This is a genomic window from Bradyrhizobium sp. AUGA SZCCT0158 (genome assembly GCF_018130065.1).
In the GTDB taxonomy this organism is placed as follows: domain Bacteria; phylum Pseudomonadota; class Alphaproteobacteria; order Rhizobiales; family Xanthobacteraceae; genus Bradyrhizobium.
The window spans coordinates 13502-30975 of the sequence record NZ_JAFCME010000037.1 but is presented as its reverse complement, the minus strand read 5'-3'; the positions used below and the strand labels follow the sequence as shown (position 1 = coordinate 30975).

Here is a 17474-nt window from a genome sequence, read left to right as displayed (position 1 = left end):
GGAACTTGCGAACCAGAGCGCTCCATGACCGCTGCCGTTGAAATCTATACCCGCCCGGGCTGCGGTTACTGCACCGCGGCCAAATCGCTGCTGACGCGCAAGAATGCCGCGTTTACCGAACTCAGCGTATCCAACGACCCTTCCTATCGCGAACAGATGTACGATCGGGCCGGCGCCGGCGCGACGTTTCCGCAAATCTTCATCGGCGCAACCCATGTCGGTGGCTGCGACGAGCTTTACGCGCTGGACCGCGCGGGCAGGCTCGATGCATTGCTGGCGGGAGAAAAGGCCTCGTCATGAGCGCTGCCACGACCTTCACCGCCGCGATGGTGCAGATGCGCACGTCCCTGCTGCCGGAGCCGAGCCTCGAGCAGGGCATGAAGCTGATCCGGGAAGCTGTGGCGCAGGGCGCTGATTATGTGCAAACCCCTGAGGTGAGCAACATGATGCAGCTGAACCGCAAGGCGCTGTTCGAGCATCTGGCGAGCGAAGAGGACGACAAGTCGCTGAAGGCTTATCGCGCGCTGGCGGCGGAGCTGAAGATCCATCTGCATGTCGGCTCGCTCGCGCTGCGCTTCTCGCCGGAGCGCGCGGTCAACCGCTCGTTCCTGATCGGGCCCGACGGCAATCTGCTCGCCAGCTACGACAAGATCCATATGTTCGACATCGACCTGCCCGGCGGCGAGAGCTACCGCGAGTCCGCCAATTACCAGCCGGGCGAAACCGCCGTGATCTCGGACCTGCCGTGGGGCCGGATCGGGCTCACGATCTGCTACGACGTGCGCTTTCCGGCGCTCTACCGAGCGCTCGCCGAAAGCGGCGCGTCGTTCCTGTCAGTGCCGTCCGCCTTCACCAAAAAGACCGGCGAGGCGCATTGGCATATCCTGCTGCGCGCCCGCGCCATCGAGACCGGCTGCTTCGTGTTCGCCGCCGCGCAATGCGGCATGCATGAGAACAAGCGCGAGACCTACGGACACTCACTGATCATCGCGCCCTGGGGCGAGATCCTCGCCGAGGGCGGCGCCGAGCCCGGCGTGTTCTTGGCCGAAATTGACACCTCAAGGGTCGAGACCGCGCGCAAAACCGTGCCGTCGCTGCAGCACGGCCGGCGCTTCGGCATCGCCGATCCCAAGGCCGGCCCGGAACATCTGCATCTGGTCCGGGGCTCGGCATGATCCGCTACAACCTGCGCTGCGAGCGGGGCCATGCTTTCGAAAGCTGGTTTCAGAGCTCGACGGCCTATGAGAGCCAGGAAAAGCGCAGGCTGGTGAGCTGTCCGTCCTGCGGCTCGGTCAAGGTCGAGCGCGCCATCATGGCCCCGCAGGTCGTCAGCAAGAAGGGCCGTGAAGATTCGCGTCGCGTGCCCGCTGCGGAAATCGCAGGCCCGGAAGGTGCGCCCACCGAGGCCACGCCGCTGTTGATGGCGCAGGAGCTCGAGCTGCGCGCCAAGATCAAGGAATTGCGCGATCACATCACCAAGAACGCCGATAATGTCGGCGAGCGCTTTCCCAACGAAGCGCGCAAGATGCATTACGGCGATATCGAGCACCGCCCGATCTATGGCGAGGCGTCACCCGACGAAGCCCGCGCCCTGATCGACGAAGGCGTCGAGGTCTCGCCGCTGCCGGTGCTGCCGGACGATCGGAATTGACGCGCTTTCTGTAACTATTTTTCCGTCATTGCGAGCGTAGCGAAGCAATCCACACTTACTTCGCTGCTCGATGGATTGCTTCGCTTCGCTCGCAATGACGGTAGCTACGCCGCCACCAGCAGCGCCACCCCCGCCACGATCAAAACAATCCCCGACAATTCCCGCGCCGACATAGGCTGCTTGAACGAATAATACGCCACGGCTTGCGCGAACAGCACCTCGACCAGCGCCAGCGTGCGGACATTGGCGGCCGCCGTCAGCGCAAACGCCAGAAACCAGAATTGCGACGCGAATGCGCCCATGAAGCCCGCCAGCATCGAGGGCCTCCATAAGCCCAGGATCTTTCGGAGCACGTCGGGCGCGCGGAACAGCAGATAGACCGTCAGCACCAGCGTTTGCACGAACAGGCCGAACACCAGCGTGTAGGACGCCGCCGTCACGAACGAGACATCAGGCACCGCGATGATGGCGCCGCGAAAGCCGATCGCCGACAGCGCAAAGCAGCCGGCGGCGACCAGGCCGATGATGGTCGGCTTTAACTCGGCAAAGCCCTTTTCACCGCCCGGCCGCAGCGCTGTTATCACCACGCCGATGGTCGCGATCAGGATCGCGACCACTTTCAGCACGGTGAGATGATCGCTGAGGAAGATGAAGCCGAAGATCGCGGTCTGGATCGCCTCGGTCTTGAGGTACGCCGTCGTCACCACGAACGAGCGGTCGTTCATCGCCAGCAGCATCAGGCCGGTAGCGACAATCTGGCTGAGCGCACCGAGCAACAGCCACGGCCAGAACACTGGCGCCGGCCACGGGATGGGGTCGCCGGTCACGGCGATCACGACCGTGAAGAAGATGATCGAGAACGGGAAGCCGAACAGGAAACGGATATTGGTCGCGCCCCAGGTCCCGAGCGGCCCCGTAAGCGACCGCTGCATCGCATTGCGCGCGACCTGGCCGAGCGCAGCAATAATGGTGAAGGGAATCCAGAGCGAGGCAATCGTGAACATGAAAATACCGGCGGAAGGGTGCCGCACCGTGCCGGTCGCGGCGCACGCGGTCAACCGAAACGGCGCATGACAGGATTGCGTGTGATCCGAGTCTTAGCTGCGCTGCGGGAGAGTAGAGTAAGGGGCCAACAAATTCGGTTGTCATACGTGGGCTTGACCCGCGTATCCATCATCTTCGAAGAGTATGGATTGCCGGGTCAAGCCCGGCAATGACGAGCATCTACATCTCCTCGGCGACCACCATGTAGTTCACGTCCATGTCGGACGAGATGCTCCATTTGTCGGCGAGCGGACTATAGACCACGCCGGCCTGTTCGGTGATGGCGAGGCGGTTGTTGGCGAGGTGCTGCGCGAGTTCGTCGGGGGTGACGAACTTGTTCCACTCATGGGTGCCGCGCGGCAGCCAGCGCAGCACATATTCGGCGCCGACGATCGCCAGCGCGAAGCTCTTCCAGTTGCGGTTCAGCGTCGAGAGCACCATCATCCCGCCCGGCTTGAGCATCGCCGCGCAGCGGTCGAGGAAGACGCCCACGTCAGTGACGTGCTCGACCACTTCCATCGCCAGCACGATGTCGAAGCGCTCGCGCACGTCCATCTCCTCGGCCGTGGTGCAGCGGTAGTCGATCGACAGATGGCCCTTGTCGGCGTGCAGCTTGGCGGCGGCGATGTTGGTCGCGGAGGGATCGATCCCGATCACCTGCGCGCCCAGCCGCGTGAACGGCTCGCAGAGCAGGCCGGCGCCGCAGCCGATATCGAGGATGCGCAGGCCGCCCAGGCAATTCAGGCTTTTGACGTTGCGCTCGAACTTGCGGCAGGCGGCGTCGCGGATATAGGTCAGCCGCAGCGGATTGATCTTGTGCAGCGGGGCCATCTTGCCCTTGGGGTCCCACCACTCGTCCGACAGTTTTGAGAATTTTGCGACTTCGGCCGGGTCGACCGTGCTCCCCGATGCGCCGGCGTGATTTGTTTGCATGGCCATGGATGGCGCGCCGCTCCTATCGCGCGGTGATGGCATTGCGGAATTCCAGCGGCGAGGCAATCATTTTGATGATCTTGCCGCCTTCTCCGACGCCGAAGATCTCCACGTCGCCGTAGTTGAACAGGCGGCCAAGGATGCTCTGGTTGACGTCGACGCTCTCGACCTTGTCGAGACTCATCTCGAACGTCTTCCGCTGGATGAATCCGGTCTTGTGGACGACCCGCAGATTGGTGACGTCGATCTCGGTGATCCAGCGGTGGAACCAGGCGGTCACGGTCTTGTACGCCGCGAAAATCGCGACGATCGCCGCGAGCGACATGCAGACCAGCGCCAGGGGTCCCGGCGGGACCAGACCCGAGGCCACGAAGAGCGCAATCGCCACGACCCAGCCCACAATCGCCGGCAGGAAGAAAATCCAGTGCGCATTGCTGGAATACAGCACCTTCTCATCGGGCTGCAGGATATCGTCGATATAACGCCCCATCCACCTGACCTAAATTGCGCCTGACCTGAATTAACCCGCTACCACAGCATTTTGCGCCATTTTAGACCGAAAATGCACCCGGATGCTTGCCCCGGGACGCGCCGCTATGTATACGCCGCTTTCGGCCCGGACGCTCCATTTTCGTGCGGGCCACCATACTTATCCTCACAGGGAATGCACGCGTCGTCATGGGCCGCCTCGTGATGAAATTCGGCGGTACATCCGTCGCCAATATCGACCGAATCCGCAACGTCGCGCGTCACGTCAAGCGCGAAGTCGATGCCGGACACGACGTCGCCGTGGTGGTGTCGGCGATGTCCGGCAAGACCAACGAGCTGGTGGACTGGTGCCGCGACGCCTCGCCGATGCACGACGCCCGCGAATATGACGCGGTGGTCGCCTCCGGCGAACAGGTCACGTCCGGATTGCTGGCGATCGCGCTGCAGGCGATCGGCATTCAGGCCCGCTCCTGGCAGGGCTGGCAAATCCCGATCCGGACCTCGGACGCGCACGCCTCGGCGCGGATCCTCGACATCGACGGCACCGAGATCATCAACCGTTTCAAGGACCGCAAGGAAGTCGCCGTCATCGCCGGCTTCCAGGGCATCAATCCGCAGACGGGCCGAATCACCACGCTGGGGCGCGGCGGTTCGGACACTTCGGCGGTGGCGATCGCGGCCGCCATCCATGCCGATCGCTGCGACATCTACACCGACGTCGACGGCGTCTATACCACCGACCCGCGCGTGGTTCCCAAGGCGCGGCGGCTCGACAAGATCGCCTTCGAGGACATGCTGGAACTGGCCTCCCAGGGCGCCAAGGTCCTGCAGGTGCGCTCGGTGGAACTCGGCATGGTGCATAGTATGCCGGTTTTCGTCCGTTCCAGCTTCGACAAGCCCGAGGATATCGACCCGCACGCCACGCCGCCGGGCACGCTGATCTGCAGCGAGGAGGAAATCATGGAAAACCACGTCGTCACCGGCATCGCCTTCTCCAAGGACGAAGCCCAGATTTCCGTGCGCCAGATCGAGGACAAGCCGGGCGTTGCCGCCGCGATCTTCGGACCGCTCGCGGACGCCAACATCAATGTCGACATGATCGTGCAGAACGTCTCCGAGGACGGCAAGACCACCGACCTGACCTTCACGGTGCCGGCCTCCGACTATACCCGCGCCAGGGACACCATCACCGCGGCCAAGGACAAGATCGGCTACAAGCGGCTGGACAGTGCCACCGACGTCGCCAAGGTATCGGTGATCGGCAGCGGCATGCGCAGCCATGCCGGCGTCGCCGCCCAGGCGTTCACCGCACTTGCCGCGCGAAACATCAATATCCGCGCCATCACCACCTCCGAGATCAAGTTCTCGGTGCTGATCGACGCCGCCTATACCGAGCTTGCGGTGCGCACGCTGCACACGCTCTATGGGCTCGACCAGGCGTAGGGCGACGTTACGGCGGCGGATGACCCTCCCTCGTCATTCCCCGGTGCGCAATTGCGCACCTGAAGGCGTGCGTAGCACGAGCCCGGAATCCATCTCACCACGAGGTCCGCAGCCCAATGGCTTCCGGGCTCGCGCCAAGAGGGCACGCCCCGGAATGACGCGGGGATAGAGCGCGAATCGTGATCGGAACGGTCCCGCTCAAGCAGCCACCGTGCGGAGTTAGATTTTCTCTTAGCTACCGCAGCATTGGCCTGACACAGACGTTATTGCTACTGGCAGGCGTTTTGCTTGGCAAAGCAAGCCTCGATTGGCTATACGGCCTGACAGGTGCGCTGCCGCAAACTGTGCCACAGTTTGGCGATCCCGATTCGGCCGGGAACGATGGTTTTGGTGGCGGCTTGCGGCGGCGCCGAATGAATAAAATTGTTGCTATTGTTGAGTTTCACGCCAGTGCCCGGCCACCCGGCACGCTGGCCTCGCGGGGGAGGATTTTGGCAGATGCGGAGCACGTCGGGAGGCCCCCGCGTCTTGTTGAGACGGCTCCGCGAAACCATGGCGGAGCAGGTCTCCGCTCAGGAGCGGCTGGACAAGATTGTGGTCCTGATCGCGGCCAACATGGTGGCCGAGGTGTGCTCGACCTACGTGCTGCGTGTCGATAACACGCTCGAGCTCTACGCCACCGAGGGTCTGAACCGCGACGCCGTCCATAGAACGGTTCTGAGCGCGCATGAGGGCCTGGTCGGCCTGGTCGCCAGCGAGGCCACCCCGCTCAACCTCTCCGACGCGCAAACCCACCCGGCGTTCTCGTTCCGCCCGGAAACCGGCGAAGAAATCTATCATTCGTTCCTCGGCGTGCCGATCCTGCGCGCCGGCAACACGCTCGGCGTGCTGGTCGTGCAGAATCGCGCCAAGCGCACTTACGTCGAGGAAGAGGTCGAGGCGCTGCAGACCACCGCGATGGTGCTCGCCGAGATGATCGCCTCCGGCGAGCTGGCGGCGCTGGCGCAGCCCGGCGCGGAACCCGCCGCGCGGCATTCCATGCACAAGGCCGGCGCGATCCTGTCCGACGGCATCGCGCTCGGCCACGTCGTGCTGCACGAGCCGCGCGTCGTCATCACCAATTACATTGCCGAAGACCTGCCGAAGGAAATCAAGAAGCTGGACGCGGCGCTGACCAAGCTGCGCGCCGATCTCGACCGCATGCTGGAGCGCGGCGACGTCGCCGAGGGCGGCGAGCACCGCGAGGTGCTGGAAGCCTACCGCATGTTCGCCAACGACCATGGCTGGTCGCACAAACTGCACGAGGCGGTCGCCACCGGCCTCACCGCGGAAGCCGCCGTCGAGCGCGTGCAGTCCGACACCCGCGCGCGCATGCTGCGCTCGACCGATCCCTATTTGCGCGACCGCCTGCACGACCTCGAAGACCTCGGCCACCGCCTGATGCGGCAATTGGTCGGCCAGGACCACGCGCCGTCACGCGAACAGCTGCCCGACAATGCGATCCTGATCGCGCGCGCGATGGGCCCGGCCGCCCTGCTCGACTATGACCGCAAGCGCCTGCGCGGCCTGGTGCTGGAGGAAGGCACCGCCAATTCGCACGTCTCGATCGTGGCGCGCGCGCTCGGCATTCCCGCGGTCGGCGAAATCCCCAACGCGCCGGGGCTCGCCGATCCCGGCGACGCCATCATCGTCGATGGCACCTCGGGCTCGATCTATGTGCGCCCTTCGGCCGAGATCGAATCGGCCTATGCCGAGCGGGTAAGATTCCGCGCGCGTCGGCAGGCGCAATATTCGGCGCTGCGCGACAAGCCCTGCGTGACCAGGGACGGCCAGAAGATCGAGCTGATGATCAATGCCGGCCTCGTCATCGACCTGCCGCATATCGACGACACCGGCAGCGCCGGCATCGGCCTCTTCCGCACCGAGCTGCAGTTCATGGTCGGCCAAAGCCTGCCGCGCACCTCTGACCAGCTCGCGCTGTATCGCACCGTGCTGGACGCGGCGGGATCGAAACCGGTCACGTTCCGCACGCTCGACATCGGCGGCGACAAGGCGCTGCCCTATATGGAAACCGTGATCGAGGAAAATCCCGCGCTCGGCTGGCGCGCGATCCGGCTCGGGCTCGACCGTCCCGGCCTGTTGCGCGGCCAGATTCGCGCGCTATTGCGCGCCGGCGGCGGCCGCGCGCTGAAGATCATGTTCCCGATGATTTCGGAAGTCGCGGAGTTCGATCAGGCCAAGGCCATCGTCGAGCGCGAGCTGACCTATCTGCGTCAGCACGGCCACGCGCTGCCCGAACGCATCGACGTCGGCACCATGGTCGAAGTGCCGGCGCTGCTTTACCAGATGGACGAACTCCTGAAGAAGGTCGATTTCATCTCGATCGGATCGAACGACCTGTTCCAGTTCATGTTCGCGGTCGACCGCGGCAATGCCAAGGTCTCCGAACGGTTCGACACCATGTCGGCGCCGATCTTGCGGGCCTTGCGCGACATCGTGCGCAAGGCCGATGCGGCAAAGAAAAGCGCCTCGCTGTGCGGCGAGATGGCGTCAAAACCGCTCGGCGCGCTGGCGCTGATCGCGCTTGGTTACCGCTCGCTGTCGCTGTCGGCGACCGCGCATGGCCCGGTGAAAGCGCTGATCCTCGATCTCGATGCCAGGAAGGCCGAGGCCGTCATGATGCCGCTGCTCGAAGCGCCGGCCGGCAGCGTCTCGATCCGGCAGAAACTGACGGAATTCGCGGAAGCCGAAGGGTTGTCGTTGTAGCGAGGCTCTGCCCCGACAACGCCCCCTTCCCTTTGCGCCATTGAGAACTCCGACATGTTACCCGAAGCCAAACTCGATATCCTGCTCGCCCATCACGCTTCGCTCGAGGCGGAGCTGCTCGGCCAATTGAGCTCGGAGAAATACGTCCAGATCACGCGCGAGCTCGCCGAGCTCAATCCGCTGATCGATGCCGTCAAGGCCTATCGCACGGCGCGCGCCGAGATAACGGACACCGAGACGTTGCTGGCGGATTCCGCCGCCGATCCTGACATGCGCGGCATGGCGGAAGCCGAGCTCGAAACGCTGCAGACGCGCGTTGGCGAGCTCGAGCAGAAGATCCGCGTCGCGCTGTTGCCGAAGGACGCGATGGACGACCGCAACGTGATGCTGGAAATCCGCGCCGGCACCGGCGGCGACGAGGCCTCGCTGTTCGCCGGCGACCTGTTCCGGATGTATGAGCGTTTTGCCGCGCTGCAGGGCTGGAAGGTCGAGGTGATCTCCGCCAGCGAGGGCACCATGGGCGGCTACAAGGAAATCATCGCCGAAGTGCAGGGCCGCGGCGCGTTCGCCAAACTGAAATTCGAATCCGGCGCGCACCGCGTGCAGCGCGTGCCCGACACCGAAACGCAGGGCCGCATCCACACCTCGGCGGCAACCGTTGCTGTCTTGCCCGAGGTCGAGGATGTCGATGTCGCCATCAAGAACGAGGATTTGCGGATCGAGACCATGCGCGCACAGGGCGCCGGCGGCCAGCACGTCAACAAGACCGAATCCGCGATCCGCATCACCCACATCCCGACCGGCATCGTCGTCATGATGCAGGACAGCCGCTCGCAGCACAAGAACCGCGCTTCGGCGATGAACATCCTGCGCTCGCGGATCTATGACGCCGAACAGCAGCGCATCAATGCGGCGCGCTCGGCCGACCGCCGCGAGAAAGTCGGCTCCGGCGACCGCTCCGAGCGCATCCGCACCTATAATTTCCCGCAAGGCCGTGTCACCGATCACCGCATCAACCTGACGCTCTATAAATTGCCGCAGGTGATCGCGGGCGAAGCGCTGGGCGAACTGATCGACGCACTGACGACCGAGCATCAGGCCGCCCAACTCGCCGCCCAGGGCGCCGCGGCGTGAGTGCCCTGCTCCGGCTCTTGCTGAATCGCTCCTACAATCTCGCTGTCGTCCCTGCGAACGCAGGGAGCCATAACCACCGGCCTTGGTTGTTGCGCGAGATATCAACTCCTACCACCCTTACCGAGAGGCCGCGGCGCGATGAGCGCAATTGCGCTCACGCTGGGGGTCCCTGCGTTCGCAGGGACGACGTGTGGATGGTTTTGCGCGAGGATACCGCATGACGGATTCCTTCGCCGGACAAACCGTCGAGACCGCGCGGCGCACGCTCACTGCGCGCTTCAAATCCAATGCGATCGAATCCGGCGAAATCGATGCGCGCCTGCTCGTCGGCGCAGTGCTTGGCCTTGATCTCACCGGCCTGATCACGGCCGCGCAGCAGCAGCTCACGGCGGACGAAGCAACGCGGCTGGAAGATTTCGCGCATCGCCGCCTGCTCGGCGAGCCGGTCGCGCGCATTGTCGGCCACAAGGAATTCTGGGGGCTGCCGCTAAAGCTCTCGGCCGCGACACTGGTGCCGCGGCCCGACACCGAGACGGTGGTCGAGCTGGCGCTGGAATTATTGCGTGCCGGCGGCGCGCTCAGCCGCAAATTGCGTATCGCCGACCTCGGCACCGGCTCCGGGGCGATCTTGCTGGCGTTGTTGTCGGAGCTGACGAACGCGCACGGGTTCGGCACCGACATTTCGTCAGCCGCCCTGCAGACCGCCGATGCGAATGCCGCGTCGGCAGGGCTCTCTGATCGGACGACGTTCATCGCCTGCGATTACGCGTCCGGATTGACCGGGGCGTTCGATCTGATCGTGTCGAACCCGCCCTATATCCGCTCAGTGGATATCGCCGGTCTCGCCATCGATGTCCGGGAATACGACCCGCCGGCGGCGCTCGATGGCGGCGCCGACGGGCTGGATGCCTACCGCGCGCTGATCCCGCAGGCCGCATCCCTTCTGGCGCCGGGCGCGGCCCTGGTTGTGGAGGCCGGAGAGGGCCAAAGCGGGCAAATCCAGGCCTTGATGGCGGCGGCGGGGCTAATCCCGGCAGGCGTCCCCAAAGCCGATCTGGCGGGCATTCCGCGGGCGGTCGCGGGCGGCAAAATGCCCCGATAAGGCCCTATTGGAACACAAAAAAACCTCTTGGAATATTGCCCGGGAGCGACTACGTTCCGCTCACAACATCGGTCCAGGGTTGCCGCCCCCCGTAATAACGGGTGGGGGCCTGAATTCTCGAAACGAGAGCCCGCCGAGTGAAAGGTTCCAAAACGCAGGTCCAATCGAGCGCAATAGCCTGAGCTGTGCTGCTCTCGACCGCAAAGCGAACGAAAGCCTGATATTGCGCTTGAAGACCTACGCAAGAAACAGTCACGCAAAACAGTTACGTAGAGCCTGTGCTCCAGCGGCTGTTGAGCTTGTTTCGGTCGGGCGTGTTTCTGTTGGGCTGGTTTTGGCAGGCTAAGTAATTTGGTCCGGCTGGCTGTGAACGCCGGCGGTTGGGGAACGCGTCCTTGTTGAACGCGAGGGTTGGCGAAATCGACGTCATGAATTTGAACGACACCGTGAATCGGTGCGCACAGTCGTGCGCCCGGTCCGGTGAGGCTACGACGGCAACGGCAACTTCAGGGCTGGAATAAAGGCAAGACATGAGAAACGGTCAGAACAACAAGCGGATGCGTAACCGGAATAACAACAATAATAACAACAATAATAATAACCGGCGCGGTCAAAACCCGATGACCCGGGTGTTCGAATCGAACGGACCCGACATCAAGATTCGCGGCACCGCCTCCCACGTTGCGGAGAAATACGTCCAGCTGGCGCGTGATGCGCGCTCATCCGGCGACCCGGTTGCGGCCGAGAATTACTACCAGCACGCCGAGCATTATTTCCGCCTGATCGCGGCCGCCCAGGAGCAATTCCGGCAGAACCAGCCGCAGCCGCGCACCGAAAACGAAATGCCGCCCGAGGAGCACGAGGACGAGGGCGAGAACTTCAACCATTTCGGCCAGGAGCCGGGCTTCGTGCCGCAGCAGCAACAGCCGTTCGTGCCGCGCGAGAACAATCAGCAGCGCGATTTCCAGCCGCGTGAGGGGCAACCCTTCCAGCGCGACCGCGACCAGCAGCCGCGTGAGCATCATCGCGAGCAACGCGAACATCGTCCGCAGCCGCAATATCAGCCGCAGCCCCAGCCGCAGCCGGTGATTGCCGATACCGGCGGCGTCGACCGTCTGCCATCTTTCATCACCGGGCCGCAGCCGCAGGTGAACGCCGCGCCCGGCGCCTTCGAAGGCAATGGTGGCGGTGAACGCTTCCCGCGCCGGCGCCGCCGGCCGCACGGCCCGCGTCCCGACAGCGCAGCCGCCGCGCCGGTCCCGAGCGAAGATTTCAATCCGGGGAATGAGTAGTTAGCGTCAGCGCAATCTGCTGTTTTCAAAGGGTGGGCATCGCGCAAGCGTGCCTGCCCTTTTTCACGCCCGCGTTGCTGTTGTCGAGGATGGCACCAGCACCGGCTGCAGCGACGGAATCAGCCGCGTGCGTTCGCGGTGCGCGGGAATCGCACGGTAGACCTGCTTGGTCGCCTCCACGATGTGCACGCCGGCGAACGGCAGCGACAGCGCCGCGCCGACGCGCTCCCACGCCATCGCCGAACGCAGGAACCAGCCTTTGCCGACCGGCGGCAGGAACAGCGCCTCGCCCCACGCCGTCGGCGTGAACCAGGTCTGCCGCAGCAATTGCGTGATCTGCGCGCGCGAATAGGGCCGGCCATGGCCGAACGGCGTGTTGTCGGTGCGGGTCCACACGCCGCGGCGATTGGGAATCACCGCAATCAAACGCCCCGACGGCGCCAGCACACGCCACACTTCGCGCAGCAAACGTTCCGGATCGTCGGACATTTCCAGCGCATGCACCAGCAGGATGCGATCGACGGCGGCGTCCGGCAACGGCATCGAGAATTCATCGATCAGGGTCGCCAGCGCCGGCCGCGCCGTCGGCCATTTCAGCACGCCCTGCGCCGCCGGCATGAACGCGATGCAGCGTTCGGAATCTTCGCGAAACAGGCCGAGATAGGGCGTGGGATAACCCAGCCCGAGCACGCGCAGCCCATCCGCATCAGGCCATCGCGCCCGGATGCCGCGATTGATCAGCTGCCGGGCCACGATGCCGAGGCGGCGCGAATAGAAATCGCGGAGGTCGATGACGTCGATGGTCATGGGTTCAATCTATCACGCCGCTGTTCCCCGCGGGGTGCGGAAATTTGCATTGCCGCAGGAGCGTTAACGCCATATTTCCTGCCCATATGTGGCGTGTTAGAGCTTGATCGGGAAAGGCGCGCCCCGCGCTTCGATGGCGGGACGGGCCCCGGTTTTCCGAAGAGATCATGCTCAAGCAAGAAATCACTCATACTGTTCGTGGAGATACCATGGCTTCGGAAATTCGCACCTTTACCTGCCTCAACGACAATTTCGGCTATCTGATCCACGATCCCGCGACCAAAGCGACCGCCTCGATCGACGCGCCGGAAGCAGGCCCCATCCTCAAGGCGCTGGAACGCGAGGGCTGGACGCTGACGGATATTCTGATCACCCATCACCACCACGACCATGTCGGCGGCGTCAGTGAGCTGAAGCAGAAGTACAATTGCCGCGTCGTCGCCCCGCACGACAAATCCGCAGCGATCGCCAATGTCGATCTGCGCGCCGCCCACGGCGACGTCATCAAGGTCGGCAGCCTCCTGGTGCGCGTGCTGGAAACGCCCGGCCACACGCTCGACCACATCTCCTATGTGTTCGACAGCGAAAAAGCGCTGTTCGCCGCCGACACGTTGTTCTCGATCGGATGCGGCCGGGTGTTCGAAGGCGACTATCCCATGATGTGGGATTCACTGTTGAAGCTGCGCGCGCTGCCGGATGATTTCAAACTCTATTGCGGCCACGAATATACCGCCTCCAACGTCAAATTCGCGCTCACGGTCGAGCCCGACAATTCCGCATTGGTCGCGCGTGCCGCGGAAGTGTCGAAGTTGCGCGCGGAGAACAAGCCGACGATTCCGACGCTGCTTGGCGAGGAAAAGAAGGCCAACGTGTTCCTGCGCGCCGACGAGCCGTCGGTCGCCGCCAAGCTGCACATGAAGGGCGCCAACGCCGCCGACGTGTTCGGCGAGTTGCGCGAACGCAAGAACAAGTCCTGATGACGCTCCCGGCAGGTACTGCCGAGACAAGTGCCGCCGAGATCATCGCGCGGCTCGACCTGAAGCCGCATCCGGAAGGCGGGCATTATCGCGAGACGTTTCGCGATTCCCGCACCGATGCGAGCGGCCGTTCGCGATCCACCGCGATCTATTTCCTGCTGGCGCGCGGCGAGCGCTCGCACTGGCATCGCATCGATGCCGTCGAGGTCTGGCATTACTATGCCGGCAGCGCGCTGACGTTGAAAATCGCCGACGATGACGGGCAATGGAGTTTCAGGCTCGGCCCGAATCTAGCCGCCGGCGAACAGCCGCAGGCGATCGTGCCGCCCGACACTTGGCAAGCCGCCGAGAGCACCGGCGACTGGACCTTGGTCGGCTGCACGGTGGCGCCGGGATTCGATTTTGCGACATTCGAGATGGCGCCGAAGGATTGGGAGCCTTCTTCGTAGGATGGGTGGAGCGAAGCGATACCCATCAATTGCGTCCGTGCGGTGAGATGATGGGTATCGCTGCGCTCCACCCATCCTACGGTCCTTTCCTCCACACCATATCCTTTGCCGCGATCAGGCCGCCGCCGGCGATCAGGATCGCGGCAATCGCAATCGTAGCACTGGCCGTGGCAAAGCCTGCGAGGATCAAAAACGCGGTCGACAGTAACGGTGTTGCGTAAGACGCAGCGCCGAGCACGCGGATGTCGCCGCGCTTCATGCCGATGTCCCAGGTAAAGAACGCGGCGCCGACCGGGCCGACGCCGAGTGCGATAATGGCAAGCCATTGCCCTGACGTTTCCGGCCAGACCGTGGTCTCGACCATGCGGTGGACGAGAGCCGCGAGCAGTGCGGTGGCAAGGCAGAAGCCGGCCACCGCATCGGTCGGCACCGCCTTGAGCTTGCGCGACATCACCGAATAGGCCGCCCACACAAAGGCGGCGACGAAGGCCGCCGCCAGTCCCGGAATCTGCGCCGGCGCAAAGCCGCCGCCGCTATTGCCTGACAACAGCAACACCGTGCCGGCGAGACCGAGCAGCGCGCCGACGATGTGATGCGCCGCCAGCCGCTCGCCCGGCAGCAGCGAGGAGAACAGCACGATCAAAAGCGGCCAGAGATAATTCAAGAGACCGGCTTCGGCCGGCGGTGCAAAGCGCAGCGCCAGGAAATACAGCGCGTGATAGCCGAACAGCCCGCCGACGCCGACCACCCACGCGGTCGGCGATTGCCGTAACGCGGCGAAGGCCGCGGGCCGCCAGATGAAGCTGATGAAAGCGACCGCCGCCCCGATCGCGAACGTCATCGCCGCGAGCTGAAACGCCGGAATTTTCCCGGTCGCAACCGTCAGGACCGACAGCAGCGACCACATCAGGATCGCGGTCAGTCCGATAAGTGTGGCGGTACGGGGAGTCATCTTGGCCGGCAACGGTGCGAGATTTTTCCGTCATGGCCGGGCTTGTCCCGGCCATCCACGTCTTCTTGTTGAGTTGTAAAGACGTGGATGCCCGGCACAAGGCCGGGCATGACGACTTCTTGATAGATTGTGGCTGCGAGCGACCGGGCCCGGAATCTCGAGATTCCGGGTCCACGCGTTACCGCGTGTCCCGGAATGACTGCGTCAAATCACACCATGTACTGCCCGCCGTTGATCGTCAGCGTCGAGCCGGTGATGGCGCCGGCCTCGTCGGCGGCGAGGAAGACCACCGCGCGGGCGATTTCTTCGGGCTCGCCGAGGCGATTGACCGGGATCAGCGGCAGGATGCTCTTCTCCAGCACGTCCTTCGGCACCGCCTGCACCATTTCGGTGTTGATGTAGCCGGGGCAGATCGCGTTCACGGTGATGCCGCCCTTGGCGTTCTCCAGCGCCAGCGCCTTGGTGAAGCCGATGTCGCCGGCCTTGGCCGCCGAGTAATTGACCTGGCCGAACTGTCCCTTCTGGCCGTTGATCGAGGAGATGTTGATGACGCGGCCGAACTTGCGGGCGCGCATGCCTTCGATCACCTGGCGGGTCATGTTGAACAGCGAGCCGAGATTGGTGTTGATGACCGCGTTCCACTGCTCGAGCGTCATCTTGTGGAAGGCGCCGTCCTTGGTGATGCCGGCATTGTTGATCAGCACGTCGACCGGGCCGAGATCGGCCTCGACCTGCTTGACGCCGGCCGCACAGGCGTCGAACGAGCTGACGTCCCATTTGTAAACGGGAATGCCGGTCTCCGATTTGAATTTCTCCGCCGCGGCGTCATTGCCGGCATAGCTCGCCGCAACCTTGTAGCCCGCCGCCTTCAGCGATTTGCTGATCGCAGCACCAATGCCCCTCGTGCCCCCCGTAACCAATGCAACACGTGCCATGCGTAGTCCTCCTTGGTGGTCTTTTTACGAGCCGGAATTGTCCCGGTCATTGACGAAGCCTGCTCTTCAAAGTGCGGCGCGTTCTCTCACTCGACAACGTACCAGAGATGAAAATGCCCGGCGCAAGACCGGGCATTTCAGTTTTATCGATTTGAACCGTGGTTGACAGATGAAGTTTTCATCAACAACGCATCCCAACTGCCTTTTATCTGTACGCGTTTTCTTGACGCAAACCGGTACCCACTTCGCTTGAAAACACTATGGTTCAGTCGCGTGCGATGCACATGGCAATGCCCATGCCGCCGCCGATGCACAGTGTGGCAAGGCCCTTCTTGGCATCGCGCTTCTGCATTTCGTGCAGCAGCGTCACCAGCACGCGGGCGCCGGAAGCGCCGACGGGATGACCGATCGCGATCGCGCCGCCATTGACATTGACCTTGGAGGTATCCCAGCCGAGGTCCTTGTTGACCGCGCAGGCCTGTGCCGCGAACGCTTCATTGGCCTCGATCAGGTCCAGATCAGCGATGTTCCAGCCGGCCCTCTTCAGCGCGGCGCGGGAAGCCGGGATCGGGCCGGTGCCCATGATCTTGGGATCGACGCCGGCCTGGCCCCAGGAGACGATGCGGCCGAGAACCTTCTTGCCTTCCTTGGCCGCCTGCTTGGCGGTCATCAGCACCACAGCGGCGGCGCCGTCATTGATGCCGGAGGCGCTGCCGGCGGTGACCGTGCCGTCCTTCTCGAAGGCAGGCTTCAGCTTGGCCATCGCGTCGACGGTGGCGCCATGGCGCGGATATTCGTCGGCGCTGACGATGATGTCGCCCTTGCGGGACTTGATGGTGACGGGGGTGATCTCGTCATTGAACTTGCCGGCCTTCTGCGCAGCCTCGGCCTTGTTCTGCGAATGAACCGCGAACTCGTCCTGCTGCGCGCGGGTGATCTGGTACTGCCGCGCGACGTTCTCGGCGGTGTTGCCCATGTGGTAGCCGTTGAAGGCGTCCCACAGGCCGTCCTTGATCATGGTGTCGACCAGTTCGAGGCCGCCCATCTTGACGCCGCCACGCAGATATTGCGCGTGCGGGGCCATGCTCATGGATTCCTGGCCGCCGGCGACGACGATTTCCGAATCGCCGTTGAGCAGCGCCTGATAGCCGAGCGCAACGGTGCGCAGGCCCGAGCCGCAGAGCTGGTTGACGCCCCAGGCCGGGCTTTCCACCGGGATGCCGGCCGCGATCGAGGCCTGGCGGGCGGGGTTCTGGCCCTGCGCCGCGGTCAGGATCTGGCCCATGATGACTTCGGACACGCGGCCCGGCTCGATGCCAGCCCGCTCCAGCGCGGCCTTGATGGCGATGGCGCCGAGATCATGGGCCGGGGTGGTGGCGAACGCGCCGTTGAAGCTGCCGACCGGGGTGCGGGCGGCGCTGACGATGACGACATCGTCTGACATGGACATCTCCTGTGGGCTTGAGGTTTCTCGACGGCGGGCGGCCGGATGGCGGGCCT

General features: G+C 64.0%; 17 protein-coding genes. 10 read left to right on the top strand and 7 right to left on the bottom strand.

Annotated features, from left to right (window positions below; translation table 11 throughout):
* Window positions 1-24: 24 nt before the first annotated feature.
* From grxC to JQ574_RS31800, 3 genes are read left to right on the top strand one after another with little or no spacing between them, the layout of a single operon-like run.
* Window positions 25-300 (top strand): glutaredoxin 3, encoded by a 276-nt coding sequence (gene grxC, locus JQ574_RS31810; RefSeq protein ID WP_212213849.1) that lies wholly within the window; start codon window positions 25-27, stop codon window positions 298-300.
* Complete coding sequence (locus JQ574_RS31805) at window positions 297-1175, top strand: carbon-nitrogen hydrolase family protein (protein WP_212213846.1); 879 nt, start codon at window positions 297-299, stop codon at window positions 1173-1175. Before grxC ends, JQ574_RS31805 begins: the two co-directional genes overlap by 4 nt.
* Entirely contained in the window at window positions 1172-1651 is a 480-nt protein-coding gene (locus tag JQ574_RS31800; protein WP_212213843.1) for a DUF1178 family protein, read from the top strand. Before JQ574_RS31805 ends, JQ574_RS31800 begins: the two co-directional genes overlap by 4 nt.
* Before the next feature lie 104 nt (window positions 1652-1755).
* On the opposite strand, the gene JQ574_RS31795 is transcribed toward JQ574_RS31800, so the two are convergent.
* The 3 genes from JQ574_RS31795 to JQ574_RS31785 all read right to left on the bottom strand — a co-directional run bounded on the left by JQ574_RS31795 (window position 1756) and on the right by JQ574_RS31785 (window position 4118).
* Window positions 1756-2655: an EamA family transporter gene (locus JQ574_RS31795; RefSeq protein WP_212213840.1), complete on the bottom strand. Its 900-nt coding sequence runs from the start codon at window positions 2653-2655 to the stop codon at window positions 1756-1758.
* A gap of 220 nt (window positions 2656-2875) precedes the next feature.
* Window positions 2876-3634: a bifunctional 2-polyprenyl-6-hydroxyphenol methylase/3-demethylubiquinol 3-O-methyltransferase UbiG gene (gene ubiG / locus JQ574_RS31790; RefSeq protein ID WP_212213837.1), complete on the bottom strand. Its 759-nt coding sequence runs from the start codon at window positions 3632-3634 to the stop codon at window positions 2876-2878.
* 16 nt (window positions 3635-3650) lie between these two features.
* Window positions 3651-4118, bottom strand: a complete 468-nt coding sequence (locus JQ574_RS31785) for a PH domain-containing protein (RefSeq protein ID WP_212213834.1) — start codon at window positions 4116-4118, stop codon at window positions 3651-3653.
* A gap of 188 nt (window positions 4119-4306) precedes the next feature.
* Here JQ574_RS31785 and JQ574_RS31780 point away from each other — a divergent pair, with 188 nt between their 5' ends.
* From JQ574_RS31780 to JQ574_RS31760, 5 genes are all read left to right on the top strand, one after another.
* Window positions 4307-5560, top strand: coding sequence for an aspartate kinase (locus tag JQ574_RS31780; protein ID WP_212213831.1), 1254 nt, complete (start codon window positions 4307-4309; stop codon window positions 5558-5560).
* A gap of 498 nt (window positions 5561-6058) precedes the next feature.
* Window positions 6059-8326, top strand: coding sequence for a phosphoenolpyruvate--protein phosphotransferase (gene ptsP / locus JQ574_RS31775; RefSeq protein ID WP_212213828.1), 2268 nt, complete (start codon window positions 6059-6061; stop codon window positions 8324-8326).
* Window positions 8327-8380: 54 nt separating this feature from the next.
* On the top strand, window positions 8381-9460 hold the full coding sequence (prfA, locus tag JQ574_RS31770) for a peptide chain release factor 1 (protein ID WP_212213824.1): 1080 nt from the start codon (window positions 8381-8383) through the stop codon (window positions 9458-9460).
* Between the two features lie 217 nt (window positions 9461-9677).
* Window positions 9678-10562, top strand: a complete 885-nt coding sequence (prmC, locus tag JQ574_RS31765; protein WP_212213821.1) for a peptide chain release factor N(5)-glutamine methyltransferase — start codon at window positions 9678-9680, stop codon at window positions 10560-10562.
* Window positions 10563-11092: 530 nt separating this feature from the next.
* A complete protein-coding gene (locus JQ574_RS31760) occupies window positions 11093-11854 on the top strand; it encodes a DUF4167 domain-containing protein (RefSeq protein ID WP_212213818.1) in 762 nt (253 codons plus the stop codon).
* Between the two features lie 63 nt (window positions 11855-11917).
* Here the strand turns inward: JQ574_RS31760 and JQ574_RS31755 are convergent, their stop codons facing one another.
* Entirely contained in the window at window positions 11918-12661 is a 744-nt protein-coding gene (locus tag JQ574_RS31755; RefSeq protein WP_212213815.1) for a methyltransferase domain-containing protein, read from the bottom strand.
* A 209-nt stretch (window positions 12662-12870) separates the two neighbouring features.
* Here JQ574_RS31755 and gloB point away from each other — a divergent pair, with 209 nt between their 5' ends.
* A complete protein-coding gene (gene gloB, locus JQ574_RS31750; protein WP_212213812.1) occupies window positions 12871-13638 on the top strand; it encodes a hydroxyacylglutathione hydrolase in 768 nt (255 codons plus the stop codon).
* Window positions 13638-14087, top strand: coding sequence for a cupin domain-containing protein (locus JQ574_RS31745; protein WP_212213810.1), 450 nt, complete (start codon window positions 13638-13640; stop codon window positions 14085-14087). Before gloB ends, JQ574_RS31745 begins: the two co-directional genes overlap by 1 nt.
* Window positions 14088-14163: 76 nt before the next feature.
* Here the strand turns inward: JQ574_RS31745 and JQ574_RS31740 are convergent, their stop codons facing one another.
* The 3 genes from JQ574_RS31740 to JQ574_RS31730 form a co-directional block, all read right to left on the bottom strand.
* Window positions 14164-15039, bottom strand: a complete 876-nt coding sequence (locus JQ574_RS31740) for a DMT family transporter (RefSeq protein WP_212213808.1) — start codon at window positions 15037-15039, stop codon at window positions 14164-14166.
* 209 nt (window positions 15040-15248) lie between these two features.
* Entirely contained in the window at window positions 15249-15974 is a 726-nt protein-coding gene (phbB, locus tag JQ574_RS31735) for an acetoacetyl-CoA reductase (protein WP_192736448.1), read from the bottom strand.
* A 265-nt stretch (window positions 15975-16239) separates the two neighbouring features.
* The gene (locus tag JQ574_RS31730; protein WP_212213806.1) at window positions 16240-17418 is read right to left on the bottom strand and encodes an acetyl-CoA C-acetyltransferase; all 1179 of its coding nucleotides are present in this window, start codon (window positions 17416-17418) and stop codon (window positions 16240-16242) included.
* Window positions 17419-17474 lie beyond the last annotated feature (56 nt).